Consider the following 23060-nt stretch of genomic DNA (forward strand, 5'->3'; position numbering starts at 1 on the left):
ACACGTCGCGCACATCCCCCATAAGCCTCATCCGGCCCTCCCGGGCCACCCAACAACTCACGGAGACCCCCATGGCAGATCTCTTCGAGCCGGTGACCGTCGGCAAGTGGACACTGGACAACCGCATCGTCATGGCGCCCATGACCCGCAACCGCGCCACCCCCGACGGCGTACCGACCGACCTCATGGCCACCTACTACGGCCAGCGAGCCACCGCCGGGCTGATCATCACCGAAGGCGTGCAGCCCAGCACCGTGGGCCAGGGGTACATGAACTCACCCGGCCTGCACACCCCCGCCCAGACCGCCGGCTGGCGCACTGTCGCCGACGCCGTCCACCGGCACGGCGGGCACATCGTCGCGCAGATCATGCACGCCGGACGCATCTCGCACCCCGACAACAAGCACCACGCCGAAACCGTCGCCCCCAGCGCCATCGCCGCGCCCGGCACCATGTTCACCGCCAACGGCCCCCGGCCCCACCCCGTCCCCCGCGCACTGGGCACTGACGAAATCCCCACCGTCATCGAGGAATACGCCCACGCCGCACGGGCCGCCGTCGACGCCGGACTCGACGGCATCGAACTCCACGCCGCCAACGGCTACCTGCTCCACCAGTTCCTCGCCCCCCACACCAACCGGCGCACCGACTCCTACGGCGGCAGCCCCGAGGCACGCGCCCGCTTCGTCATCGAGGTCGCCCGGGCCGTCTCCGACGCGATCGGCGGCGAACGCGTCGGCATCCGCGTCTCCCCCGCCATCAACCTGCACGGCGCCATCGAGGACGACGCGGACGACACCGCCGCCACCTACCGCACGCTCGTGGACGCCCTCTCCGCCATGGGCCTGGCCTACCTGCACACCATCGGGGACCCCGCCACGCCCCTCATCAAGGACCTCTCCCACCGCTTCGCCGGCCCCCGCATCGTCAGCAACGGCTGGGACCCGGTCACCGACGCCACCATCGCCCAGACCCTCCTCGACAACGACCAGGCCGACCTCGTCGCCGTCGGCCGCGCCTTCATCGCCAACCCCGACCTCGTGCGGCGCTGGCGGACCCAGGCACCCCTGAACCAGCCCGACGTGAACACGTTCTACGGCGGCGACCACCGCGGCTACACCGACTACCCGTCCATGTGACGAGGGGGCCCGGACCGCCTCGCGCCTGACCGCCCACGGGACCGGCTCGGCCGCGAGGCGGCAGGACCTCGATGACCGTGGCCGTGCCGACGACAGGTCGGCCCCCGTCCCGAAAAGAACTGGCCGGTCCCGGCTCGCCCGGACAGTATGGGGCGCATGACCGACCAGCCCGAACGATGGACCCAGGCGACCGTCCACCCGGACATGTGGGCCGACCCGGCGGACGACCCCCGCAACAACGACGGGCCCGGTCCGGACGGTGAACTCGCCGCGCTGGAGGGTGTGCTGCGGGACTACCGCCTGACGCTGCGGATGAAGTGCGAGGGGCTGGACCCGGAGCAGTTGGCCCGCCGGTCGGTGCCGCCGTCGACGATGTCGCTGCTCGGGCTGCTGCGCCACATCGCCGAGGACGAACGGGACTGGCGCAACTGGATCAGCGACGGGGAGCCGCTGCCGAAGCTGTACGGCAGGCGGGACGGGGACTTCGACGGCGCGGTCGCCGATCAGGCGGTGGTCGACGCGGCGTACGCGGACATGGAGCGCGAACAGGCGGCCACGGACGCGGCGTTGGCCGCCCACGAGGATCTGGGCGAGCGCCTGGGCAGGGAAGGGATCGCCGTCCGGGAGCTGCTGGTGCACCGGATCGAGGAGTACGCCCGCCACTGCGGCCACGCCGACCTGTTGCGCGAGTGCGTCGACGGCCGCGTGGGCCAGTGAGGCAGGAGCGGACCCGTCATGCGGGCGGCTGAGATCGCGCGGGCCGTGGCGGCGGCCACGTCGACCGCCTCGTCCCTCGGCCTGACGGCCGACGACGCGACCGTCCTGAACAACTCCAACAAGCTCACCCTGCGGCTGCTGCCCTGCGACGTCCTGGCCCGGGTCGCGCCGGTGGCGCAGCAGGTCGCCCGGTTCGAGGTCGACCTCGCCCAGCGGCTCGTCGCGGCCGGGTGTCCGGTGGCCGCCCTCGATCCCCGGGTGGAGCCGCGCGTCCATGAGCGCGACGGCTTCGTGATCACCCTGTGGACCTACTACCCGCCCGTGCCCCCGCACGAGGTCCCGCCCGCCGACTTCGCCGCCGCCCTCGCACGGCTGCACGCCGGAATGCGCACGCTCGACGTCCCGGCGCCGCACTTCACCGAGCGGGTGGCCCACGCGCGGGAACTCCTGGCCGACCACGACCGCACCCCGGACCTCGCCGACGCGGACCGTGCGCTCCTCGACGAGACCCTGCGGACCGCGGGACGGGTGATCGCCGAACGCGGCGGCGCCGAGCAGCTGCTGCACGGCGAGCCGCACCCGGGCAACCTGCTCACCACGGAGGACGGGCCGCTCTTCATCGACCTGGAGACGTGCTGCCGCGGACCCGTCGCGTTCGACCTCGCCCACGCGCCCGAGGAGGTCGGCGAGCACTACCCGGGTGTGGATAGGGAGGTGCTGCGCGCGTGCCGGCAGCTCGTACTGGCGATCATCACGACCTGGCGCTGGGACCGCGACGACCAGCTCCCGGACGGCCGCCGGCTGGCCGCGGAATGGCTGACCCGCCTCCGAGCGGCACGCGCCCACGCCGGCCCCGGCACCCCGACGGAGAACTGACCCGGGACGGCTGAACGGTCCGCCCAGCGGGACAGACCCGTGGCACGGGCTTCCCTGCCGTGGGCCGCCCGGATCGTCAGGCCCATGCGTTGAAGAGCACCCCGCCCCACGTGGTGATGTCGTACGCGCGCACCTGGCGCCGCTCGTGCTGTGACAGAGCGGAAGTGTCCACGTCGGAGAGGGGTGTGGTGAGTTGTTCGTGGCTCAGGACCACGAAACCCGCTTCGGTGAAGGTGAAGGCCCACGCTGGAGGGGGGAGGAACTCCTCCCTGTACCAGTTCCGGCGTTCCCGGGCGAAGGCGATCCAGGGGTGGTGGGCGTGACACAGGACGACGCTCTCGCCGGTGCGCTCGACGACCGACGCGGTGTGGAAGGTCAGGGGGTACTCCCGGCCCTCGAACTCGCCCACCCGGCCTTCAGCGACGCGCGCGGCGGCATACAGAGCGGTGCGGAACGCCCGCACATCCGTATCCGGAAGCGGGCCGTCCTTCGGCATGAAGAATCCTGTCGCGCCCCGTGGCAGCGTGAAGCGCGTGTTCCCCCCGTTGACCATGTCGTTCATCTTGCCCGGTCCGGAACCCGCGTGCTGTCGTGGGTCGACGACCTGGTGCGCGTTTGCCTCGCGCCCGAACCGTCCCGCGATCTACCCTCGCGGCCATGACCTCACACGGTGCTCCCGAAGGCTCCCGGATCGCTCCCGACGGTGCCGGGCCGGTGATCCGGGAGGAGACCGCTGACGATCACCGGGACGTGCGCGAGGTCCACACGCGCGCCTTCGGTGACGGCGATCGGGTTCCCGGACTCGTGGAGGCACTTCGCGGCGCGGAGGCCGCTCTGGCACCGATGTCCTTCGTCGCTGTCGTCGAGGGCCGGGTCGTCGGGCACGTCCTGCTGAGCGCGACGCGGTGGGACGCCCCGCGCCGGATCGTGGACGTCCTGTCGCTGTCACCGCTGGGCGTGCTCCCGGAGTTCCGGCGTCAGGGCATCGGTACACGGCTCGTCGCCCACGCCCTCGCGGCGGCCGACAGCCAGGGTGTGCCGCTGGTGTTCCTGGAGGGTTCGCCCCACTACTACGGCTCGCGCGGCTTCGAGGGTGCCGCCGCGGTGGGCTTCCGCTCGCCGTCACTGCGTATCCCCGAAGCCGCGTTCCAGGTGGCCCGGTTGTCCGCGCACGAGCCGTGGATGACGGGCACCTTCGTCTACTCGGACCCCTTCTGGACCTTCGACTGCGTCGGCCTGCGCGACCCCGGGGCCTGAGGGGCTCTGCCCCACTCGACCCGACCTGTGCCGCGCCGGCGCATCACGCACCCCCGCCCACCCGGAGCCGACCGCCCGTCCGGGACGGCTCAGCCCCGGCGCAGTGCCCCGGTGCGCCGCAAGCGGCGTATGACGGAGCGGAGTTCGGGGGACGGGGCGGGGCCGGTCGCCTCGGTGGGGGTGGGCGGGGTGGCCCACAGGGCGAGTTCGCGGTCGCGGGGGCCGTGGACGAGGTGGGGGGCGCCGTCGCCGAAGACCTGCACCGGGTGGTGGGCGCCCCACCGTGCCCAGCCCGGTGCTCCGTCGGTGACGAACCGCACCCACGCCCCGTGCATCGCGTCCGCCAGTTCCTGCGGCGCGCCCTCGCCGGCGAGCTTGCGGGCGTCGGGCTCCTCCCCGCTGTCGAAGACGAAGCCCAGTTCCAGGGCGTGGCAGGCGCCCATGCCGGGCCGGCCCGAGGGCCAGGCGAACTCGTAGACGTACGAGGGCTCGGCGCGGCCGTCGGACAGGCGGTGCAGGGGGAGGCGGAGCAGGTGGTCGGTGACCATCTGGCCGACGAGTTCGGCGGTGCCCTCGTCCGGTCGCAGGGCGCGGTAGCCGCGCGGGACCTCGCTGCCGCAGCGGCAGCGGGCCATCGCGCCGGCGAGGGCGACCGCGCCGAGGCGGTCGACGCGCTCCAGCAGGCCGCCGGGGACCAGCCAGAGGCGGTACTCGTCGCGGGTCCAGCCGGTGAGCAGGTCCACGCCGGGGGCCGCGCCGTCCGTGAGCGCCTCCAGGGGGTCGCGGGGCACGAGGTCGCCGTCGACGACGATGCCGAAGGCGGGGCCGCCGAGCACCGGGCTGCTGAGGCGGCCCACCTCGGCCTGGGCGCGCAGGAGTTGCCCGCGGTCGGCGGCGGCGAAGGCCGCGGCGGTCGCGGGGATCTTGAGGCGGTTCGCCATGCGGCGTACCATCCGGCGCACCTTGTCCCGGTCGGTCGTCTCCGGCGGCCCGCTCTGCAGGACGGCCCGCCGGACCAGGCCCCGGGCCTGCGGGGCGGCGATGAGGGCGCCCGTGCTGATGGCTCCGGCGGACTGGCCGCCGAGGGTGACGCGGCCGGGGTCGCCGCCGAAGGCCGCGATCGACTCGTGGACCCAGCGCAGGGCGGCGAGCTGGTCGCGCAGGCCGGGGTTGGCGGGGGCGTCCGGGAAGAGGCCGTAGCCCTCGACGCCCAGACGGTAGTTGACGGACACGAACACCACGCCGTCGCGGGCGAAGGTGCGGCCGTCGTAGACGGGGACCGCGGAGGACCCCCTGGTCAGGGCGCCGCCGTGGAGCCACACGAAGACCGGGAGCCGGGCTGCGGGGGACGGGTCGGGGGTCCACACGTTCAGGTTGAGGCAGTCGTCGCCGGGCACCACCGGGTCGGACAGGTACAGGGCGAAGGACTCGGAGTACGGCGGTTTCGGGGCGGTCGGGCCGAAGGCACCGGCGTCGCGGACGCCGTCCCACGGCTCCGGGGGGACGGGCGGCCGGAAGCGGCGGGGGCCGAACGGGGGCGCCGCGTACGGGATGCCACGGAACGCGGCGACGCCCCGGTCCCACCTGCCGCGCACCACCCCGTACGGAGTCCTGGTCACGGGATTCTCCCGGCGTGCCGTCATCCGCCCACCAGCCCTTCGCCGCGTCCTGCTCCCGCACCGGCAGAACTCACCGGTAACAGCAGAGCACCGGAACGCTCTTCGGTATTCCTCGGCCTGTGTGCGAGTTCTTCCCGCTCCGGGGCGGCGGATCTACAGTAGGAAGCGCTTTCTATTCGGTGGAGAGGTGGATTCCCGATGGCCCGTACGGGGAGTGCGAGCGTGGCGGCCGGACCGACGCTGGCGGTCGTGGCCCGCGAGGCGGGGGTGTCGGTGCCGACCGCGTCCAAGGTCGTCAACGGCCGTGAGGACGTGGCCCCGGAGACCCGCCGCCGCGTCACGGAGGCCCTGGACCGGCTCGGGTACGTCCGCAGACCCCGGTTCGACGCAGGACGGCCGCCGCGCCTGGTGGACCTGGTGGTGCACTCGCTGGAGGACTCCGCCTCGGGCGCGGTGCTGCACGGCGCGGAGGAGGCGGCGCACGACGCGGGCCTGGAGATCGTGGTCTCGGCGGCCCTGACCCGCAGCCGTTCCGAGCGGCCGGAGCGGGGCTGGCTGGACCGGCTGCTGCTGCGCGGGTCGGCCGGGATCCTCTTCCACCTGGCCGAGCCCAGCGGCCCGCAGTACGCCTGGCTCGCCCAGCACCGCGTGCCCTTCGCGCTGGTCGACCCGGACCACGAGCCGCCGCCCGGTGTCGTCTCGGTGGGCGGGGCCAACTGGCAGGGCGGGATGACGGCCACCGAGCACCTGCTCGCGCTGGGCCACGAGCGCATCGCCGTCATCGCCGGGAACCGGCACACGCCGTCCGGTGCCGCCCGCACCGCCGGCTACCGCTCGGCGCTCGCCGCGGCGGGCGTGCGGCACCGCCCCGAGTACGTCCGGCACGCCGACCCCGGCGAGGGGGCCGCCCGCCGCCGCATGCGGGAGCTGCTCGACCTGCCGGAGCCGCCGACGGCCGTCTTCGTCTGCTCGGACCGGATGGTGTCCGGGGTCTACCAGGCGCTGGCCGAGCGCGGACTGCGGGTGCCGGACGACCTGAGCGTGGTCGGCTTCGACGACCTCCCCGAGGCCCGCTGGCTCACCCCCGCCCTGACGACGGTCCGCCAGCCCCTGTCCGAGATGGCGGCGACGGCCCTGCACCTCCTGCTGCGCATGATGGACGGCCACCGCCCGGAGAGCACCCGCACGGAGCTGTCCACACGGCTGGTGGAGCGCGCGAGCACGGCGGTGCCGCCCGGCGCGTGAGGACCGACACGGGAGCGTGACGGACCGTCAGACGCGGCTTATAGCACACGGCGGCGTAATCTGAGGGCCTGTCAGGTCATACTCGACCTTTTTTCCGGGACCTCCCGTTGTGCCACCGTCCGTACCCCTACGCTGCCCGCGTGACCAGCGACACCTCTACCACGCCACCCGATGAGGCACCGGACGGCACCGGACGGCTCCGCAGCGCGGCTCAGTGGGCCGCCCGCGCCACCGCGGGCACCCAGGGACTCGTCTCGCTGCTGCTGACCGACCTCGTGGCCGTTCTCGGGGCGGCCGCCGTGTGGCTGGCCCTCGGCGGGGATCCCGCGGTGGTCGGAGTGACGGGCGGGGCCCTGCTGGCCTTCGGCGCCGCCATGCTGCCGATCATCGAACGCCAGAGCCCGAAGGACGCGCCCCAGCTGTGGCCGCCCGTCGTCCTCGTGGTGATCCCGTTGGCGGTACTGGCCGTGGGGCTGCCGGCCCTGGCCGTCTGGGCGTTCCTGGAGAGCCGTCCGGTGGACGTGACCCACCGCGTCCGGCTCGAGCAGGCCCCGCCCCTGGTGGACGGCGAGACCGTCGTCGCCACCCTGCACACCGACGACCCCCGCTCCCGGCTCGCCATCACCTTCGACCTGGCCCAGTCCGATTCCGCCGCCCCGGTGTGCGCGCCGGGCAGCGAGCTGGTCGTGGGCCTCAAGGCCGGTGCCGGGACGAGGCACGTGCAGAGCGGTGTCCCCGGCACGGAGTTCGTCTTCGGCCTGGGACGCGGGATGACCGACATCGAACTCGCCGTGCAACTCCGGGCGGAGCAGGGCTGCGAACTGAACCTGTCCGTCGCCTCGGCGCACCTGGATGACTAGGAAGACCCACGTGACACCCATGACGAAGGCCTCGCGCCGCCCGCTCCCCCGCCGCTCCCCGGTCCGCCGGTCCGCGCGGGCGGCGGCGGCCGCCCTGCTGGTGCTCGCCGCGGCGGCCTGCCAGTGGTCGGACGACCGGGCGGACGACAAACCCCTCACCGGCACGGTCCACATCGGCGTCAAGACCGACCAGCCGGGCTTCAACCGGCACAGCGAGCACAACGACCGCGGCTTCGAGGTCGACCTGGCCTCCTACCTCGGCGAACAGATCGGCTTCACACCGGAGTTCGACGACGTGGTGTCCGACAAGCGGGAGCAGAAGCTCGTCAACAAGTCGCTGGACATGATCGTCGCCACGTACTCCATTACCCCGGAGCGGGACGAGCAGGTCGACTTCGTCGGCCCCTACTTCGTCACCCAGCAGCGCTTCCTGGTCCGCTCGGACTACCACGGCATCAAGAACGAGAAGGACGTCGCGGACAAGGTGGTCTGCACCGTGCAGGGGTCGACGTCCGCCGCGGCGCAACTGCCCCGCAGCACGACGCTGCACCTGCAGAGCGACTACTCGACCTGCGTGCGCAAGCTGCGGCAGAAGAGCGTCGACGCGGTCTTCACCGACGAGGCGCTGCTCTACGGGTACGTGGAGCAGTTCCGGAGCAGCAAGGTGCCGCTGAGGGTCGTGCGCGACGTCTCGTTCGGGAGCATCAACCGGTACGGCATCGGGCTGCCGGAGGGCCGTACGCAGATGTGCCACAGACTCCGGGAAGCGCTGCGCACGTACCTCAGCTCGGAGTGGGCCGGCAACGTCAAGGCGCAGCTGCCGGCGCTGGTCGCCGCCTATCCCGGCGACTGGGAGAACCGGTTCCGTCCCGACCCGGAGGACGTGGACACGTACTCCTCCTGCAAGCCGTGATCAGCGGGCCGCCGCCCAGGTGATGCCGCCGTGCAGATGGGCGCGGAAGTCCGGGTCGTCGTAGGCCCCGGCGGTGTGGCCGAGGGCCGTGTAGAAGACGCGGCCCTGACCCTGCTCGTGGCACCAGGCCAGGGGGTGGTCGTCGCCCATGCCGCCGCCGTCGTACGACGACTCGTCGGCGGAGAGGAGGACCCGCACCCGCCCGCGGGGGCTGGTGCGGAAGTCGTACCACTCGTCCGTGAAGTGCCAGACGGGCGGCAGGTGCCGGGTCGCCGGGTGGTCGTGGTCCTCGACCACGGCGCGGCCCGGCTGGAGGGCCGGGTGCCGGTCGAAGCGGGCGCCGAGCAGGTCGCCGTAGTACGGCCAGTCGTACTCGGTGCAGGCGGCCGCGTGCACGCCGGCGAAGCCCCCGCCCGCCTCGACGTACGCCGCGAGCCGGTCCCGTCCGGCGGGGGTGAGCACCTCGCCGCTGGTGGAGAGGAAGACGACGGCGGCGTACCGGTCGAGCCGCTCCTCGAAGGCGGCGGGGTCCTCGGTGGCGACGACGTCGAAGCCGCCGAGGGCGCGCAGGGCGGCGATCCCGGCGGGGATGGAGTCGTGCCGGTAGTCCGTGGTGCGGGTGTGAACGAGCAGTGCGGGAACGGCGGCCATGCGGGAGACCATAGCCGCGGGAAACCCGCTGTCGGCGGCCGGGCCGGTCCTCCAGAATGTGCGGATGATCGGCAACCGGATCACCTATCGCACGGCGGACGGCGTACGCGTCCCCGGCACCTGGCGGCACGCCTTCCTCCGCAACTTCGACTACCACCTCATCGACCTGTTCATCTACGCGGACGGGCTCGTCGACTGCTGGGGGCTGGTCACCCTGGAGGAGTTCGAGAAGCAGGTGCGCAGCGGCCGGGTGGCGACCGAACTCCCGGAGGGCGCGGAGGCGTCCGCCCACCAGCTCGCCCGGTGGACGTTCGGCCCGTCGCGGACCTGGCTCACTCCCGAGATCCTGGTCGCCGAGATCCGCGACACGATCGACAGGCTCAACCGGCGCCCGGACTCCACGGAACGCTGCCTGGCCGCGGTGGACGCGTTCCTGGCCGACCCCACCGAGGAGAGGCGCGACGCGGCCCGTGAGGCGTACCTCGCCGTCCCCGTGACGCAGCGGCACTACGCGCTGGGCGACATGGACCACAAGGACCGGCCGCTGCAAATCCTGCTGGCCGGCCCCGGCGGTGTCACCGAGGGCCGCCCGGACGAGGAGGTGAGCCAGGAGTCGTACGACTGGGCGCTGTCCTACTTCGAGGAGCGGGCCGGGTGGATCGCCGAGGCGGCGGCGCGCGTCCCGGCCGACGGTCCGGCGACCGGCTTCGCCCCGGCGGTGCACCTGTACGAGAGCTACCCGCTCAAGCCGTCCGACGACCCGGGCACGAAGGCGCTGCGCAACGAGTTCCCGGCCGCCGTCGAGGTCGACGGCGTCACCTACCCGACCGTCACGCACGCCTACTGGGCCCTCTCCGTCGCCGACCCGGCCGTGCGGGCGGCGTTCGCGGCGGCGGAGAGCACCTTCGCCGCCCGGGACCTGGCCGCGGCGGCCGATCGCGCCGAGGGCTGGGAGGCGTCCCGGACGGCCGTCATGGCCCGGCTGCTGCGGGCCAAGTTCACCCGGCACCCGGAGCTCGCCCGCGCCCTCCTGGCCACCGGGGACGCGACGCTCGTCTACAACGACTCCGACTCCGCGTTCTGGGGCGACGGCCACGGCAAGGGGCGCAACTGGACCGGCCGTCTCCTGGAACTCGTCCGGTCCGAACTCCACGCCGGACAGCCGGACTGACCGCCCCCGGCGGGGTGTCCGATTCCTTCAAGACCGGTGGGGGCGCCCGGTCCTACGGTGGCCTCATGAGTGCACGCTTCGATGCCATCGGGCTGGTCGTCTCCGACATGGCCGCCTCCGTCGCCTTCTACCGCCGGCTCGGGTTCGCCCTTCCTGAGGGAGCCGAGACCCAGGGACACGTGGAGGCCGCTCTGCCGGGAGGGCTGCGGCTGCTGCTGGACACGGAGGAGGTGGTGCGGTCCTTCCACCCGGACTGGGAGCCGCCGAAGGGCGGGGGCAGGACCTCCCTGGCGCTGCGCTGCGACGGTCCCGCGGACGTCGACACGCTGTTCGCGGGGATGGTCGACGCCGGGAGCCGGTCCGAGCTCGCGCCGTGGGACGCGGTGTGGGGGCAGCGGTACGCCGTCCTCCTCGATCCGGACGGCAACGGGGTGGACCTGTTCGCGCCGCTACCCCCGGCCGGCGAGTAGGTCACCCAGCGCCAGCCCCGTCAACTGCCGTACGTCGCGGGAGAGATGGGGCTGGTCGGCGTAGCCCGCGCGGGCCGCCGTCTCCGCGAAGGGGACGCCCGCGCGGGCCAGGGCGAGGGCGCGGCGCAGCCGCAGGACGCGGGCCAGGGTCTTGGGGCCGTAGCCGAACGCGGCGAGTGAGCGGCGGTGCAACTGTCGGGCGCCCAGGCCCAGTTCGTCGGCGGTCGCGGCGACCGGGCGGCCCGCGTCGAGGGCGGCCACGAGGCGGCCGAGCAGCGGGTCGGGCGGGGCGGTGTCCGCGGCCCGGCTCAGGGCCAGGTCCTCCAGACCGAGCACGGGGTCGGCCGCCGCGCCGACCCGCGCGGTCATCCGCCGTACGGCCGTCGCCGGCCACAGGTCGGCCAGGTCGACGCGGCGGTCGCGCAGTTCGTGCGCGGGGACGCCCAGCAGGGCGGGGGCGGTACCGGGGCGGAAGCGGATGCCGGCCCAGGTGCTCGGCGGGCCGTCGGTGAGGTGCGCGCGCGTGTCGGGGCCGGCGACCAGCAGGCGGCCCTCGTGCCACAGCAGGTCCATGCAGCCGTCGGGCAGCACCCGCCCCCGGCCGTCCCCGGACGGGGTGTTGGTCCACAGGACCGCGCCCGGCAGCCGTGACGCCCGCTCGCTGTACACGCCGTCCAGGCTACGCCGCCCCGGTCCGCCACTCCTGCGGGCTGACCCCGTACGCCCGTTTGAAGGCGGTGGACAGGGCGAAGGCGCTGCCGTAGCCGACCCGGCGGGCGATCGCGCCGAGGGTGTCGTCGCTGTCGCGCAGGCGGTCGGCGGCGAGGGCGAGCCGCCAGCCGGTGAGGTACGTCATCGGGGGTTCGCCGACCCGCTCCGTGAAGCGGCGGGCCAGGGCGGCGCGGGAGACCCCGGCCTTCGCGGCGAGCGCGGCGACCGTCCACGGGTGGGCGGGGTCGTCCTGGAGCAGCCGCAGCACGGGGCCGACGACCGGGTCCGCCCGCGCCCGGTACCAAGCGGGCGGCGCCGCCTCCGGCCGGGCGAACCAGGCCCGCAGCGCGGCGATGACCAGCAGGTCCAGCAGCCGGTCCAGGACGACCTCCTGGCCCGGTGCGTCGCGCACGACCTCCTGGGCGAGGACCGGGGTGAGCGGGCAGTCCCACATGTCGGTGGTGAGGGACAGCAGCGGCGGCAGCGCGTCCAGCAGCCGGCCGCCGATCTCGCCCCGCATGCGGTACGTGCCGATCAGCATCACCGTCTCCCCGTCCGGCCGGTCGCCCCAGGTGCGCACACCGAGGTCCATGACGCCGTTGAGGGGGCGCCCGTCGGGGTGGTGGCACGCGCCGCCGGGCAGGATCAGCGCCTGCGGTGCCGTGCCCGGGTCGTCGGCGCAGGTGTACGGGCCGGGGCCGCGCGCGACGGCGAGGTCGCCGGGGCGCAGCAGCAGCCGCTCCCCCTCGTCGGGCACGATCCACGCCTCGCCGCGGACCAGGAGCATCAACGTCAGCGGGGCGCGGTCCTCGACGCGGACCGCCCACGGGGGGTCGAAACCGGCCCTGATCATGAACGCGCCCCGCGCGCGGGGGCCCTCGAGCAGGCCGGTGAGTGCGTCCATGGGGCCAGCGTAGACGCGGGCTTATGGGGACGAGCCGTTCGGCGATGGTTCCGGGCGGCGTACGGCGGTTGACTCGACGGCATGACACAGAACGCGAAGAGCGCGCGGCGGACGGACGACACGGACGGCGCGCCGCGTACGACGGGCATGACCCTGGTCGTCACCGGAGCCTCGGGGCGTACCGGGAGCCGGGTGGCGCGGGCCGCCGAGGCGGCGGGGCTGACGGTGCGGCCGGCGTCGCGGGCGACGGGGTTCGACTGGGAGGACCCGTCGACCTGGGCGGACACCCTGCGCGGGGCCGACGCGGCGTATCTCGTCCACCCCTCGGACGTCGGCGCACCCGGCAGCGCCGAGGCGGTCGGCGGGCTCGCCCGCGCGGCCCTCGGGCTGGGCGTGCGGCGGCTGGTGCTGTTGTCCACGCGGGGCGAGGACCAGGCGCTGCCCACCGAGGAGGCGCTGCGCGCGTCGGGCGCGGACTGGACGGTCGTACGGGCCGCCTGGTTCGCCCAGAACCTCAGCGAGGGACCGCTGGCGGAGGAGGTGCGGCGCGGGGAGCTGGTGTTCCCGGCGGGTGAGGTGCGCGAGCCGTTCGTGGACGTGCGGGACATCGCGGAGGTGGTGGTGGCCGCGCTGACCGGCGGGGAGCGGTACGTGGGGCGGACGGTCGCCGTGACCGGGCCCCGGCTGCTGACCTGGCGGGAGGCGGTGGCGGAGATCGCCGCGGCGGCGGGGCGCCCGCTGGCGTACCGGGCGGTTCCGGCGCGCGACTACGGCGAGGCGCTGACAGGCTTCGGGGTGCCCCGGGAGGAGGCCAGCTTCCTCGTCGAGCTGTTCGAGACCCTGCTCGACGGCCGCAACGCGCACCTGGAGGACGGGGTGCGGCAGGTGCTGGGGCGGGAGCCGCGGGACTTCGCCGACGTCGTGCGGGAGGCGGCGGCGGCCGGGACCTGGGCGGCGTGAGCCCCGGCGCCGCCCGGGTCCGTCACTTCTCCTCGTGGTGCGGTCCGTCCCCGTGCCGCGGGTGGGTGGTGCGCACATGGGTGCGCAGCCGGGCCGTGACGTCCTCCGGCGGCAGGAAGCGCGACCAGCGTTCGGGGAACTCGGAGGGCATGTCGGGGTCGGCCCCGCCGGCCGCGGCGGTGCGGGCGACGTACTCGGCGACCTGCGCCTGCCGCAGCCGCTCGTTGGCCTCGCGGGCCGCGGCCGTGGCGGCGGCCGGCCAGACCCGGTCGATGGCCGCGTTGACGGCGGCGCCGACCAGCACGGCGAACGCGGACACACCGATCCACAGCAGGACGGCGACGGGGGCGGCCAGGGAGCCGTAGATGGTCGGTCCCTCGACGGTGTTGGTGAGGTAGATCCGCAGCAGGAAGCTGCCGAGCACCCACATGCCGAGCGCGACCAGCGCGCCGGGCACGTCCTCGATCCACGGCGAGCGCACGGGCACGGACACGTGGTACAGGGTGGTCAGGAAGGCGATGGACAGCAGGATCACGACCGGCCAGTACAGGATCTGCACGACCGTCGTCGACCAGGGGACGACCCGGACGACCGCGTCCGGTCCCGCGACCATCAGCGGCAGCGCGATCGAGCCGATCACCAGCGCCACGATGAACAGCAGGAAGGCCATCAGCCGGGTCTTGACGATCCCCCGGACGCCGTCGAGGCCGTACATGACGGTGATGGTGTCGATGAAGACGTTCACCGCGCGGGAGCCCGACCAGACGGCGAGCAGGAATCCCAGGGAGATGACGTCGGGCCGGCCGCCCTTCATCACGTCGTCCAGGATCGGCTCCGCGATCTGCTTCACGCCCCGGTCGGAGAGCACCGTGCGGGAGGCCTCCAGGAGGTTGGTCTGCAAACTCTGGATGGTCTCGGCGCCGGTCCAGGCGTCGACGTAGCCGAGCAGGCCGATCATGCTCAGCAGCAGCGGGGGCACCGACAGCAGCGTGAAGAACGCCGCCTCGGCCGCCAGGCCCAGGATGCGGTACTCCATGCAGGAGTTGACGGTGTCCTTCAGCAGCAGCCAGGCCGTCCTGCGCTTGGAGACGTTCCGGTACAGGGCCCGGGCCCGGTGGAGGCGGCCGGAGGGCGCGTCGGGGGATTCACTTGCTGGCTGCACGACCTAAAGGTATCCGTCGTGCCTGGTCGCACTCACCCACAGGCCGGTTCCCCGGGTGAGCGGGGCCCGCCGCGGGGTACGTTCGGGACATGGCAAGCACCACGCACACCGTGACCAACCAGGCTCCGCCGCTGGTGCAGTACGACGTGTTCGGCGCCGACCGGGCCCTGGTCGAGGCGGTCGAGCGGCACCTGGATCCGGAGGTGCTGGAGGAGGGGCGCTCCGAACTGGCCGCGCTCGGGCGGACGGCCGGCTCCGCGCAGGTGCAGGAGTGGGGGGTGCAGGCCAACGAGCATCCGCCGCGGCTGCGCACCCACGACCGCTACGGCCACCGGGTCGACGAGGTCGAGTTCCACCCCGCCTGGCACCGGCTGCTCGGCAAGGGCGTCTCGGCGGGGCTGACGGCGGCCTGGAACCGGCCGGGCGGGCATGTGCGGCGGGCGGCGGCGTTCCAGGTGTGGACGCAGGTCGAGGCCGGCAACGGCTGCCCGCTGTCGATGACCCACGCCGCCGTCCCCGCGCTGCGCGCCGACCCGGCGCTGGCGGCCGTGTGGGAGCCCCGGCTGACCTCGGTGATCTACGACCCCGCCCTGCGGCCCGCCGGACGGAAGCCCGGCGCGCTGTTCGGGATGGGCATGACGGAGAAGCAGGGCGGCAGCGACGTACGGGCGAACACGACGGCCGCCAGACCGCTCGCCGAGGACGGCGCGTACGAGCTGACCGGGCACAAGTGGTTCTGCTCGGCCCCCATGTCGGACGCCTTCCTGGTGCTGGCGCAGGCGCCCGGCGGCGTCACGTGCTTTCTCGTGCCGCGGGTCCTGGAGGACGGCACGCGCAACGTGTTCCTCATCCAGCGGCTCAAGGACAAGCTGGGCAACCGGTCCAACGCCTCCGCCGAGGTCGAGTTCGACGGGACGTGGGCGCGCCGGGTCGGCGACGAGGGCGCCGGGGTGCGCACCATCATCGGGATGGTGGCGGCGACCCGGCTCGACTGCGTGCTGGGCTCGGCGGGGCTGATGCGGCAGGCGGTGGCGCAGGCGGTGCACCACTGCTCCCACCGGGAGGCGTTCGGCGGGAAGCTCGTCGACAAGCCGCTGATGCGCAACGTGCTCGCCGATCTCGCGCTGGAGTCGGAGGCGGCCACCACGCTGGCGCTGCGGCTGGCGGCGGCGTACGACGACGGCGGGGAGCAGGAGCGGGCGCTGCTGCGGATCGCGGTGCCGGCGGCCAAGTACTGGGTGACCAAGCGGTGCGCGCCGGTCGCGGTGGAGGCGGCGGAGTGCCTGGGCGGGAACGGGTACGTGGAGGAGTCGGGGATGCCCCGGCTGGTGCGGGAGTCGCCGCTGAACTCGATCTGGGAGGGCGCGGGCAACGTCCAGGCGCTGGATGTGCTGCGGGCGCTGCGCCGGGAGCCGCAGGCGCTGGACGCGTATCTGCGGGAGGTGGGGCAGGCGCGCGGGGCGGATCACCGGCTGGACGGGGCGATCAAGAACCTGCTGACCGAACTGGCGGACCTGGAGGGCGTCGAGGGGCGGGCGCGGCGGCTGGTGGAGCGGCTGGCGCTGGTGCTCCAGGGGTCGCTGCTGGTGCGGTACGCGCCGCCGGAGGTGGCGGACGCGTTCTGCGCGGCGCGGCTGGGCGGGGACGGGGGCGCGGTCTTCGGGACGCTGCCGCACACGCTGGACCTGGCATCGGTGGTGGAGCGGGCCCGGCCGGTGTCCTGAGCGGCACGGCGGGCGCGACGCGGGGGTGGTGCTGCGCCGACACGGCACCACCCCCGCCGCACTGGCCCCTTACGAGCCGTGGACGCCGCTCGGGACGGCGTCGCTCAAGTTTCAAACATGCCCGGGCCGTCCCACCAGGGTTGCAATGGGTTGCAACTTGGCGGCGCGGTGGCCGTACCGGCCGTCCGTGACGGGGCGCGGACGGCAGTATGGGGACTACAGCCTTTTTCCGGGAGGACCGGTGGCACTCTCGCCGATGGACGTGACGCAGCTCGCCGGCGTCGACACGACGCGTGCGGCCCGGGTGCTCGACGAGGTCCGCTCCGCGGCGCTGTCCGGGCAGCGCGCGCCCGTGGCTCCGCGCCCGGTGATCGGGCAGTCCTGGGAGCGGATGCTGCGCAGCGGCGTCGATCCCGACCGCGACGTCCGCAGCGGGCTGCTCTCCCGTGAGGAGGTGCAGCGGCGCCGGGAGTCCTCGACGCTGCGGCATGTGCTGCCGGTGCTGCGGGAGGGGCTGCTGTCGGTCGCGGACGTCGCCCACCACATCATGGTGGTGGCCGACGAGGAGGGCCGGGTGCTGTGGCGGGAGGGCAGCACGCCGGTGCTGCGCAAGGCCGACGGTCTGGGGTTCGAGGTCGGCGCGGACTGGCGCGAGGACGTCGTCGGCACCAACGGGGTGGGCACGGTGGCGGTGACGGGGCGTCCGGTGCAGGTCTTCGCCGCCGAGCACTTCGTGCGCTCGCACGCCACCTGGACGTGTGCCGGGGCGCCGATCAGGGACCCCCGGGACGGGCGGCTGATCGGCGTGGTGGACGTGAGCGGGCCGCTGGAGACGATGCACCCGGCCACGCTGGCGTGGGTCGACTCGGTGGCCAAGCTCGCCGAGGCGCGGCTGCGGGAGCGGCACGTGCGGTCGCTGGAGCGGCTGCGCGCGGTGGCCGCGCCGGTGCTGGCCCGGATCGACGGGCGGGCGCTGGTGGTGGACCGGCACGGGTGGACGGCGGCGGTGACGGGCATGCCGTACACCGGGCGGCTGGCGCTGCCCGCGTCGGTGTCGGCGGGGATGCGGTGGCTGCCGGCGCTGGGGCGGTGCTCGCTGGAGCCGCTGGCCGGGGGCTGGCTGGTGCGGGCGGCGGACGAGCCGGTGGCGCGCGGGGCGACCCGGGTGGTGCTGGACCTGCGGGTGCCGCGCCGCCGGTCGCTGGCGGTGTCCGGCGGGGCGGGCTCGTGGACGCGGGAACTGAGCCCGCGGCACGCCGAGTTGCTGTACCTGCTGGCGGTCCACCGCGCCGGCCGCAGCGCGGCCGCGCTCGCCCGGGACGTCTTCGGCGACCCGGCCCGTACGGTGACGGTGCGCGCGGAGATGTCGCGGGTGCGGCGCTACTTGGGCACCCTCCTGGACCACCGCCCCTACCGCTTCACGGAGACCGCCGAGGTGGAGATCCTCCTCCCGGACGACCCCCGTCACCTCTTCCCGCACCCGGTGCCCCCGGCGCCGGACCACCGGCCCGGACCGGGGCCCGCGGGGCGGTCCGCGGACGGGTGAGGGGGCGCCCCGTCAAGGCCGCCGGGGGTCGTACAGGCGTGCCCGGGGCCCCGCTCAAGAGGCGGTCCTTCCGCATAGTTGCAGGGTCTTCACCTCCCGCGGCGGTCCGCTGTCGTAGCATCCCGGTACGGGCCACCCCTTCTGCTCCACGGTCAACCCACGGATCACCGGACGCAGTTGGCCCGCCCCGGGAGGACGGTTATGAAGCATCGCGGCAGACACCGCCGGCGCAGGCGGGGCAGGGCGTTGCGGGCGGCGCTGGCCGGGACCGCCCTCGCCCTGACCGCGGCCGCCACCATGATCAGTGCCTCGCAGGCCACGGACGCCGACGACCCCGGGGCGCTGAAGCCGCTGACCGCCTCCTCCGAGACCACGCCGCTGCGGCTGGCCGAGCACGGCGTCCCGCGCGACGCGCTCGACCGGCTCTCCGAGGGGATGGGCCGGCCCGTGGGCGTCTCCGACGTGCTCGCCGACCCGGACGGCGCGCTGCGCGACGCGCGGGACTGCACGGCGGACGACCGCCGTGCGCTGCCGGTCGAGCCGGCCGCGACGCGGGCGTACTGCTGGCCGGCCGCCGACACCGAGGGCTGGCAGCCCGGCGCGGTGACCACCTCGGGGGACGCGGACGACGACGGCCACTGGGGCGAGCACCGGGTGATCCTCTCCGGCTGGAGCACGGCGGGCACGACGGCCGGGGGCACCCTCGCCCGCGTCGCCTTCGTCGACGCCGGTGACCCGGACCGCCCCCGCTACACCTGGGCCCTGTTGACCGTTCCGGTGGCCGAGGGCCGCGACTACCGCGGGCTCGGCTCCACCGTGTCCGGCATGGTCTGGTACCAGGACAAGCTGCTGGTCACCGCCGGCCGGGGCGAGACCGGGGCGCTGTACGTGTACGACGTGGACCGGCTCCAGCGGACCACCGTGAACGGCACGTCCGTCGGCCGGGTGCCCGGCGGCTGGTCGGCCGCGGGAGCGCGGTACGTCCTGCCGGCCGTCGCCTCCTACCGGGCGAACGGGGCCGGCGCTCCCCTGCCGGGCGGTATCTCCCTGGACCGCAGCACGGCGCCGGACAGCCTGGTCGCCCACGAGGAGACACCCGCCGACGAGGACGGACCCACCCGGCTGTGGCGGTACGCGTTCGCCACCGACCCGGAGCGCGCGGGCCTGCTGGAGACCGACCCGGTCGCCCACGCGCACGCGATCGCGGCGTACGAGACCGAACTGACCGGGGTGCGCGGTGTGCTGTCGTACCGGTCGGGCTGGTACCTGGGCCGGACGGCCGGGGCGCGGGACGAGCGGGGCACGCTGTGGCGGCAGGACGCGGACGGGGCCCGTCCCACCCGCTGTGGGGCGGACGAGACGCACCGCTGCTGGAGCGGACCGACGGCCTCCCTCTCCTACTGGCAGGAGACCGGTGACCTCTGGTCGCAGTCCGGCCGCGTGCTGTTCGCCCTGCCCCTGGCCTCGGTCGACCGGTCGCTCGACTAGGACCCGCTCGCTCCAGGGCTTCGATCCCGCTGGTGCCGATCAGGCGTTCGACAGATGCTCGTGCCGGATGCTTCCCTTTCGGGCATGACGACCATCCCCGTGACCACCTGGTCCCTGGAGCAGACCGCGCCCACCGACCTCCTCGCGGCCGCCGTGCCCGAGGGGGACGTGCGGATCGTCCGCTCCGCGGTGCCCTCGCCCGAGTTCAGCCGCTTCCTGTACGCCTCGGTCGGCGGTGACATCCGCTGGACCGACCGGCTGGACTGGACGTACGCGCGGTGGCTGGCGCACCTGGACCGGCCGGGCGTGGAGACCTGGGTCGCGTACGACCGCGGGACACCCGCCGGGTACGTGGAGCTGGAGGCGCAGGACGGCGGCGCCGTGGAGATCGTCTACTTCGGGCTGCTGCCCGCCTTCCGGGGGCGGCGGATCGGCGGTCACCTGCTGTCGTACGGCGCGGCGCGCGCCTGGGACCTGGCGGAGCGGTGGCCGGGACGGAAGCCGACCACGCGGGTGTGGCTGCACACCTGCAGCAAGGACGGCGACCACGCCCTGGACAACTACCGGCGCCGGGGCTTCACCGTGTTCGACACCAAGGTCGAGGAGGAGCCCGAGGTGGCGACGCCGGGCCCGTGGCCGGGCGCCTACCCCGCCTGACCAGCGCGGACAAGACCGCCCGCGACGCTTGTGACCAAGGACACCCTTGTCTCTGCATTCGAGACAAGGGTGTCCGAATTTTGGACGAAGCTGGACTGTGTCCAGATCGCCATGACACGCTTCCGTCATGCCTGGAACTGGAATCGCCTTGGTGAGTCGGCGGCACGTCGACCTCGGCCGCATGTCCAGCGCCATCTGTCCGGCGCGCTGAGAGCACCCAGCAGCGCCCGACATCTCCTCTTCACCCCCTTCTCCGCGCAATGACGCGCGAGTCTGCACGTGCGCCCGTATGCGCAGGTCAGAGCATCCCGCCCGCCGCAACGCATCGACGGCACCACCTGCCGACCCCATCCGTCGCTGTCCCGAAGGACGTAATCGCCATGGCCGCCACCCCGCAGAAGCCTGACGCCGCGACTCCCCGCCGCAAGGTGAGCCGTCACCGCGGCGAGGGCCAGTGGGCCGCGGGTCACTTCACCCCGCTCAACGGCAACGAACAGTTCAAGAAGGACGACGACGGTCTCAATGTGCGGACACGCATTGAGACGATCTACTCCAAGCGCGGGTTCGACTCGATCGACCCCAACGACCTGCGCGGGCGGATGCGCTGGTGGGGCCTCTACACCCAGCGCAAGCCCGGGATCGACGGCGGCAAGACCGCGATCCTGGAGCCGGAGGAGCTGGACGACGAGTACTTCATGCTGCGGGTGCGCATCGACGGCGGTGCGCTGACCACCGCTCAGCTGCGCGTCGTCGGTGAGATCTCGCAGGAGTTCGCGCGCGGCACCGCCGACATCACCGACCGGCAGAACGTGCAGTACCACTGGATCCGCATCGAGGACGTGCCCGCGATCTGGGACCGCCTGGAGGCCGTCGGCCTGTCCACGGTCACCGCCTGCGGCGACACCCCCCGCGTGATGATCGGCTCCCCCGTCGCCGGCATCGCCGAGGACGAGATCATCGACGGCACCCCGGCGCTGGAGGAGATCAAGCGGCGCGTCCTGGGCAACAAGGCGTACTCGAACCTCCCCCGCAAGTTCAAGACGGCCATCTCCGGCTCGCCCGTCCTCGACGTGGTGCACGAGATCAACGACGTCGCGTTCGTCGGCGTCCGCCACCCCGAGTACGGGCCGGGCTTCGACCTGTGGGTCGGCGGCGGTCTGTCCACCAACCCCAAGCTGGGTGTGCGGCTGGGCACCTGGGTGCCCGAGGAGGACGTCCCCGACGTCTACGAGGGCGTCCTGTCGATCTTCCGCGACTACGGCTACCGCCGGCTGCGCAACCGGGCCCGTCTGAAGTTCCTGGTCGCCGACTGGGGCGCGGAGAAGTTCCGCCAGGTGCTGGAGGACGAGTACCTGGGGCGCAGGCTGACCGACGGGCCCGCGCCCGAGCAGCCGGTGCAGCGGTGGCGCGACCACATCGGCGTGCACCGCCAGAAGGACGGCCGCTTCTACGTCGGTTTCGCCCCGCGCGTCGGACGGGTCGACGGCACCACCCTCACCAAGATCGCGGATGTCGCGGAGGCACACGGCTCGGGCCGGGTCCGCACCACCGTGGAACAGAAGATGATCATCCTCGACGTGGCGGAGGACCGGGTCGACTCGCTCGTGGAGTCCCTGGAGGCGCTGGACCTCAGCGCCAGGCCCTCCCCCTTCCGGCGCGGCACCATGGCCTGCACCGGCATCGAGTTCTGCAAGCTCGCCATCGTCGAGACCAAGGCGCGCGGCGCCTCGCTGATCGACGAACTCGAGCGCCGCATCCCGGACTTCGACGAGCCGCTCACCATCAACCTCAACGGCTGCCCCAACGCCTGCGCCCGCATCCAGGTGGCGGACATCGGTCTCAAGGGCCAGCTGATGCTCAACGACCGGGGCGAGCAGGTCGAGGGCTACCAGGTGCACCTCGGCGGCGCGCTCGGCCTCCAGGCGGGCTTCGGCCGCAAGGTGCGCGGTCTGAAGGTCACCGCCGACGAACTGCCCGACTACATCGAGCGGGTCCTCAAGCGCTTCGAGGCCGAGCGCGAGGACGGCGAGCGGTTCGCGGCCTGGGTCGGCCGCGCGTCGGAGGAGGCCCTGTCGTGAGCGAGCGCGCGGCACCTTTCCACTGCCCCTACTGCGGCGACGAGGACCTGCGCCCCGGGGAACAGGGCCACGGCGCCTGGGAATGCGGCGCGTGCAACCGGGCCTTTCAGCTGAAGTTCCTCGGGCTGCTCGCCCGGGGACCGGAGCGATCCGACACGGGAGGGGACCGGACATGACGGCTGTTCAGGAAGACCTCGGCACCGGCGACTTGAAGGCGCTGGCCGAGCGGGCGGGCCGCGACCTGGAGGACGCCTCCGCGCTGGAGATCCTCCGGTGGGCCGCCGAGACCTTCGGCGACCGCTTCTGCGTGACCTCCTCGATGGAGGACGCGGTGGTCGCCCACCTCGCCTCGCGCGCACTGCCCGGCGTCGACGTGGTGTTCCTCGACACCGGCTACCACTTCCCGGAGACCATCGGCACCCGGGACGCGGTGGAGGCCGTGATGGACGTGAACGTCATCACGCTGACCCCGCGGCAGACGGTCGCCGAGCAGGACGCGGAGTACGGCCCGAAACTGCACGACCGCGACCCCGACCTGTGCTGCGCCCTGCGCAAGGTGCGGCCGCTGGAGGAAGGTCTGAAGGGCTATCTGGCCTGGGCGACCGGCCTGCGCCGCGACGAGTCCCCGACCCGGGCGAACACCCCGGTCGTCGGCTGGGACGAGAAGCGGCGCAAGGTGAAGATCTCCCCCATCGCGAAGTGGTCACAGGAAGACGTGCAAGCGTACGTCGACGAGCACGGCGTCCTCACGAACCCGCTGCTGACGGACGGCTATGCCTCCGTGGGCTGCGCGCCCTGCACCCGCCGGGTGCTGGAGGGCGAGGACGCCCGCGCCGGCCGCTGGGCGGGCCGTTCCAAGACCGAGTGCGGACTGCACGGCTGACCATGACCGCGCCTTCAACGAACCAGGAG

Annotated in this window: 24 protein-coding genes; 18 read left to right on the forward strand and 6 right to left on the reverse strand. The window is 73.7% G+C overall.

Going from position 1 to position 23060, the window contains the following annotated elements; all coding sequences use genetic code 11:
- Positions 1–71: 71 nt before the first annotated feature.
- The 3 genes from FHX78_RS06260 (at position 72) to FHX78_RS06270 (ending at position 2732) form a co-directional block, all read left to right on the forward strand.
- Entirely contained in the window at positions 72–1139 is a 1068-nt protein-coding gene (locus tag FHX78_RS06260) for an alkene reductase (RefSeq protein ID WP_145866473.1), read from the forward strand.
- A gap of 147 nt (positions 1140–1286) precedes the next feature.
- Complete coding sequence (locus FHX78_RS06265) at positions 1287–1856, forward strand: mycothiol transferase (RefSeq protein WP_373313032.1); 570 nt, start codon at positions 1287–1289, stop codon at positions 1854–1856.
- A gap of 18 nt (positions 1857–1874) precedes the next feature.
- A complete protein-coding gene (locus tag FHX78_RS06270; RefSeq protein WP_145866475.1) occupies positions 1875–2732 on the forward strand; it encodes a phosphotransferase enzyme family protein in 858 nt (285 codons plus the stop codon).
- Between the two features lie 76 nt (positions 2733–2808).
- Here FHX78_RS06270 and FHX78_RS06275 read toward each other — a convergent pair whose 3' ends face one another.
- Positions 2809–3294, reverse strand: coding sequence for a hypothetical protein (locus FHX78_RS06275; protein ID WP_308439673.1), 486 nt, complete (start codon positions 3292–3294; stop codon positions 2809–2811).
- 95 nt (positions 3295–3389) lie between these two features.
- Between FHX78_RS06275 and FHX78_RS06280 the strand changes: the two genes are divergently transcribed.
- On the forward strand, positions 3390–3989 hold the full coding sequence (locus tag FHX78_RS06280; protein ID WP_373313033.1) for a GNAT family N-acetyltransferase: 600 nt from the start codon (positions 3390–3392) through the stop codon (positions 3987–3989).
- An 89-nt stretch (positions 3990–4078) separates the two neighbouring features.
- Here the strand turns inward: FHX78_RS06280 and FHX78_RS06285 are convergent, their stop codons facing one another.
- Positions 4079–5632, reverse strand: coding sequence for a carboxylesterase/lipase family protein (locus FHX78_RS06285; protein ID WP_189908588.1), 1554 nt, complete (start codon positions 5630–5632; stop codon positions 4079–4081).
- A 174-nt stretch (positions 5633–5806) separates the two neighbouring features.
- Here FHX78_RS06285 and FHX78_RS06290 point away from each other — a divergent pair, with 174 nt between their 5' ends.
- The 3 genes from FHX78_RS06290 (at position 5807) to FHX78_RS06300 (ending at position 8626) form a co-directional block, all read left to right on the forward strand.
- The gene (locus FHX78_RS06290; protein WP_145866477.1) at positions 5807–6853 is read left to right on the forward strand and encodes a LacI family DNA-binding transcriptional regulator; all 1047 of its coding nucleotides are present in this window, start codon (positions 5807–5809) and stop codon (positions 6851–6853) included.
- Positions 6854–6993: 140 nt separating this feature from the next.
- Positions 6994–7713 (forward strand): hypothetical protein, encoded by a 720-nt coding sequence (locus FHX78_RS36705; protein ID WP_167531701.1) that lies wholly within the window; start codon positions 6994–6996, stop codon positions 7711–7713.
- Between the two features lie 19 nt (positions 7714–7732).
- A complete protein-coding gene (locus FHX78_RS06300) occupies positions 7733–8626 on the forward strand; it encodes a transporter substrate-binding domain-containing protein (RefSeq protein ID WP_229923968.1) in 894 nt (297 codons plus the stop codon).
- Here FHX78_RS06300 and FHX78_RS06305 read toward each other — a convergent pair whose 3' ends face one another.
- Positions 8627–9277, reverse strand: coding sequence for a ThuA domain-containing protein (locus FHX78_RS06305; RefSeq protein ID WP_145866479.1), 651 nt, complete (start codon positions 9275–9277; stop codon positions 8627–8629).
- 64 nt (positions 9278–9341) lie between these two features.
- On the opposite strand from FHX78_RS06305, the gene FHX78_RS06310 reads away from it, so the two are divergent.
- Positions 9342–10448, forward strand: a complete 1107-nt coding sequence (locus FHX78_RS06310) for an NADAR family protein (protein WP_145871711.1) — start codon at positions 9342–9344, stop codon at positions 10446–10448.
- Between the two features lie 65 nt (positions 10449–10513).
- Positions 10514–10918 (forward strand): VOC family protein, encoded by a 405-nt coding sequence (locus FHX78_RS06315; RefSeq protein WP_145866480.1) that lies wholly within the window; start codon positions 10514–10516, stop codon positions 10916–10918.
- Here the strand turns inward: FHX78_RS06315 and FHX78_RS06320 are convergent.
- Both FHX78_RS06320 and FHX78_RS06325 read right to left on the reverse strand, forming a co-directional pair.
- The gene (locus FHX78_RS06320) at positions 10898–11587 is read right to left on the reverse strand and encodes a helix-turn-helix domain-containing protein (protein ID WP_145866481.1); all 690 of its coding nucleotides are present in this window, start codon (positions 11585–11587) and stop codon (positions 10898–10900) included. The genes FHX78_RS06315 and FHX78_RS06320 overlap by 21 nt on opposite strands.
- 10 nt (positions 11588–11597) lie before the next feature.
- Positions 11598–12533, reverse strand: a complete 936-nt coding sequence (locus FHX78_RS06325) for an AraC family transcriptional regulator (protein WP_145866482.1) — start codon at positions 12531–12533, stop codon at positions 11598–11600.
- Between the two features lie 81 nt (positions 12534–12614).
- On the opposite strand from FHX78_RS06325, the gene FHX78_RS06330 reads away from it, so the two are divergent.
- Positions 12615–13493, forward strand: coding sequence for an SDR family oxidoreductase (locus tag FHX78_RS06330; RefSeq protein ID WP_145866483.1), 879 nt, complete (start codon positions 12615–12617; stop codon positions 13491–13493).
- Positions 13494–13515: 22 nt separating this feature from the next.
- Here FHX78_RS06330 and FHX78_RS06335 read toward each other — a convergent pair whose 3' ends face one another.
- Positions 13516–14655: a YihY/virulence factor BrkB family protein gene (locus FHX78_RS06335; RefSeq protein ID WP_145866484.1), complete on the reverse strand. Its 1140-nt coding sequence runs from the start codon at positions 14653–14655 to the stop codon at positions 13516–13518.
- An 89-nt stretch (positions 14656–14744) separates the two neighbouring features.
- Between FHX78_RS06335 and FHX78_RS06340 the strand changes: the two genes are divergently transcribed.
- The 8 genes from FHX78_RS06340 (at position 14745) to FHX78_RS06370 (ending at position 23031) form a co-directional block, all read left to right on the forward strand.
- Positions 14745–16379, forward strand: a complete 1635-nt coding sequence (locus tag FHX78_RS06340; protein WP_145866485.1) for an acyl-CoA dehydrogenase family protein — start codon at positions 14745–14747, stop codon at positions 16377–16379.
- 256 nt (positions 16380–16635) lie between these two features.
- The gene (locus FHX78_RS06345; protein WP_229923970.1) at positions 16636–17925 is read left to right on the forward strand and encodes a GAF domain-containing protein; all 1290 of its coding nucleotides are present in this window, start codon (positions 16636–16638) and stop codon (positions 17923–17925) included.
- A 201-nt stretch (positions 17926–18126) separates the two neighbouring features.
- A complete protein-coding gene (locus FHX78_RS06350) occupies positions 18127–19413 on the forward strand; it encodes a hypothetical protein (protein ID WP_145866486.1) in 1287 nt (428 codons plus the stop codon).
- Between the two features lie 84 nt (positions 19414–19497).
- Positions 19498–20070, forward strand: a complete 573-nt coding sequence (locus FHX78_RS06355) for a GNAT family N-acetyltransferase (protein WP_145866487.1) — start codon at positions 19498–19500, stop codon at positions 20068–20070.
- 127 nt (positions 20071–20197) lie between these two features.
- Positions 20198–20281 carry a putative leader peptide gene (locus tag FHX78_RS38045; RefSeq protein ID WP_310887545.1) on the forward strand — a complete coding sequence of 28 codons (84 nt, stop codon included), beginning with the start codon at positions 20198–20200 and terminating at the stop codon, positions 20279–20281.
- A gap of 169 nt (positions 20282–20450) precedes the next feature.
- Complete coding sequence (locus tag FHX78_RS06360) at positions 20451–22148, forward strand: nitrite/sulfite reductase (protein ID WP_145866488.1); 1698 nt, start codon at positions 20451–20453, stop codon at positions 22146–22148.
- Entirely contained in the window at positions 22145–22324 is a 180-nt protein-coding gene (locus tag FHX78_RS06365; protein WP_145866489.1) for a hypothetical protein, read from the forward strand. Before FHX78_RS06360 ends, FHX78_RS06365 begins: the two co-directional genes overlap by 4 nt.
- Complete coding sequence (locus FHX78_RS06370) at positions 22321–23031, forward strand: phosphoadenylyl-sulfate reductase (protein ID WP_145866490.1); 711 nt, start codon at positions 22321–22323, stop codon at positions 23029–23031. Before FHX78_RS06365 ends, FHX78_RS06370 begins: the two co-directional genes overlap by 4 nt.
- The last annotated feature ends 29 nt before the right edge of the window (positions 23032–23060 follow it).

The sequence above is a fragment of the Streptomyces capillispiralis genome (genome assembly GCF_007829875.1).
Taxonomy (GTDB): Bacteria; Actinomycetota; Actinomycetes; order Streptomycetales; family Streptomycetaceae; genus Streptomyces; species Streptomyces capillispiralis.

Excerpts from the sequence above, each read along its gene's own strand:
- FHX78_RS06270 (WP_145866475.1), top strand. The coding sequence starts at position 1,875 with ATGCGGGCGGCTGAGATCGCGCGGGCCGTGGCGGCGGCCACGTCGACC.
- FHX78_RS06300 (WP_229923968.1), top strand. The coding sequence starts at position 7,733 with ATGACGAAGGCCTCGCGCCGCCCGCTCCCCCGCCGCTCCCCGGTCCGC.
- FHX78_RS06330 (WP_145866483.1), top strand. The coding sequence starts at position 12,615 with ATGACACAGAACGCGAAGAGCGCGCGGCGGACGGACGACACGGACGGC.
- FHX78_RS06290 (WP_145866477.1), top strand. The coding sequence starts at position 5,807 with ATGGCCCGTACGGGGAGTGCGAGCGTGGCGGCCGGACCGACGCTGGCG.
- FHX78_RS06355 (WP_145866487.1), top strand. The coding sequence starts at position 19,498 with ATGACGACCATCCCCGTGACCACCTGGTCCCTGGAGCAGACCGCGCCC.
- FHX78_RS38045 (WP_310887545.1), top strand. The coding sequence starts at position 20,198 with ATGCCTGGAACTGGAATCGCCTTGGTGAGTCGGCGGCACGTCGACCTC.
- FHX78_RS06260 (WP_145866473.1), top strand. The coding sequence starts at position 72 with ATGGCAGATCTCTTCGAGCCGGTGACCGTCGGCAAGTGGACACTGGAC.
- FHX78_RS06350 (WP_145866486.1), top strand. The coding sequence starts at position 18,127 with ATGAAGCATCGCGGCAGACACCGCCGGCGCAGGCGGGGCAGGGCGTTG.
- FHX78_RS06305 (WP_145866479.1), bottom strand. The coding sequence starts at position 9,277 with ATGGCCGCCGTTCCCGCACTGCTCGTTCACACCCGCACCACGGACTAC.
- FHX78_RS06275 (WP_308439673.1), bottom strand. The coding sequence starts at position 3,294 with ATGAACGACATGGTCAACGGGGGGAACACGCGCTTCACGCTGCCACGG.
- FHX78_RS06280 (WP_373313033.1), top strand. The coding sequence starts at position 3,390 with ATGACCTCACACGGTGCTCCCGAAGGCTCCCGGATCGCTCCCGACGGT.
- FHX78_RS06285 (WP_189908588.1), bottom strand. The coding sequence starts at position 5,632 with ATGACGGCACGCCGGGAGAATCCCGTGACCAGGACTCCGTACGGGGTG.
- FHX78_RS06370 (WP_145866490.1), top strand. The coding sequence starts at position 22,321 with ATGACGGCTGTTCAGGAAGACCTCGGCACCGGCGACTTGAAGGCGCTG.
- FHX78_RS06345 (WP_229923970.1), top strand. The coding sequence starts at position 16,636 with ATGGACGTGACGCAGCTCGCCGGCGTCGACACGACGCGTGCGGCCCGG.
- FHX78_RS06360 (WP_145866488.1), top strand. The coding sequence starts at position 20,451 with ATGGCCGCCACCCCGCAGAAGCCTGACGCCGCGACTCCCCGCCGCAAG.
- FHX78_RS06265 (WP_373313032.1), top strand. The coding sequence starts at position 1,287 with ATGGGGCGCATGACCGACCAGCCCGAACGATGGACCCAGGCGACCGTC.
- FHX78_RS06340 (WP_145866485.1), top strand. The coding sequence starts at position 14,745 with ATGGCAAGCACCACGCACACCGTGACCAACCAGGCTCCGCCGCTGGTG.
- FHX78_RS06325 (WP_145866482.1), bottom strand. The coding sequence starts at position 12,533 with ATGGACGCACTCACCGGCCTGCTCGAGGGCCCCCGCGCGCGGGGCGCG.
- FHX78_RS06310 (WP_145871711.1), top strand. The coding sequence starts at position 9,342 with ATGATCGGCAACCGGATCACCTATCGCACGGCGGACGGCGTACGCGTC.
- FHX78_RS06315 (WP_145866480.1), top strand. The coding sequence starts at position 10,514 with ATGAGTGCACGCTTCGATGCCATCGGGCTGGTCGTCTCCGACATGGCC.